Below are 1,045 nucleotides of genomic sequence, written 5' to 3' on the forward strand. Positions count from 1 at the left end.
CCTCGGCATCCTCCGGGGCGTTCTGCTCCGGGCCTGCCTCTTGCGCGGCGTCCTGCGGGCCTGCGGCCTCGAAGATGGCGGGCATCCAGCCCGTGCCATCGGCCAGCCGCTCGGCTTCGCTGGCAATGTCGGCCTTCTTCAACTTCGCCAGCCGGTTGGCCTGCTCGGGTGCGTACTCGCCCACGGCATCCAGAATCACGGCCTTGGAAACGTGCTTGAAGTAGCCTTCTGCGGTCGGCTTCCACCATGCGGCCATGTCGAGGCCCACGGCCTGCGCCAGTTCCTCGCCGGGTTGCTGCACCGTGGCGCGGGGCGTCACCACGTCCACCGTGGAAGCCACGCACACGGCCAGCAGCCGCACCAGTTCATCTTGCGACTTCGCCAGCAGCGCGGCGAACAGTTCGGCGCCGTCCTCCGGCAAGGCTTCACCTGCCACCTGTTGCAGTTCGCGCAGCGCCACGGCAGCGGGCGATTCCGGCCAGTCCGGGGCCATGCCTTCCAGCCGGTCTTGCACCGTGAGGCGCACGCCGAGCGGCAGGCCATCGCCGTAGGCGTCGGGCTGCAAGACAGTCTGCACCATGCCATGCACCAGCGCGGCCAGCGCGACGTGCGGATGCCGCGCGACTTCGATTTGCAGCGCCGCCGTGCGGTGGGCGCTCAATCGCTGCGCCAGCCGATCGGACAGGCTCGCGGCCTTGGGTGCGTCGTCGGCGTCCTCGTGCTCGTCGTTGGCGGCTTCGCCTTCGGCGCTGCCGAAACCGCGCCGCAGCTTTTCCAGCGTGCGCAGCGCCTTGGCCTCGGCTTCGCGCAGCAGGCCGCGATGAATGACGGCCTCGCCGTTGCGGTCGATGGTGACGATGGCACCGGCCACCTCGCGCACCTCGGGGGCATAGCCTTGCAAGGCGTCCTCCGCGTCTTGCAGTTCCCCGACCACCTGATCGCGCCGCTGTTCCAGCTTCTCGGCCTTGTCCTCGTCCTCGGCGTCGCAGGCTTCTTCCAGTTCGGCGTCGATCTTTTCGAGGCGGGTTTCCAGCGAGGCGATGCG

1 pseudogene is annotated in these 1,045 nt (G+C 69.2%); it reads right to left on the bottom strand.

From position 1 onward, the window contains the following. A pseudogene (locus LO50_RS21235) lies at window positions 1-1,045 on the bottom strand (chromosome partitioning protein ParB); the annotation flags it as partial.

It is taken from the genome of Stutzerimonas stutzeri (assembly GCF_000935215.1).
GTDB lineage: Bacteria > Pseudomonadota > Gammaproteobacteria > Pseudomonadales > Pseudomonadaceae > Stutzerimonas.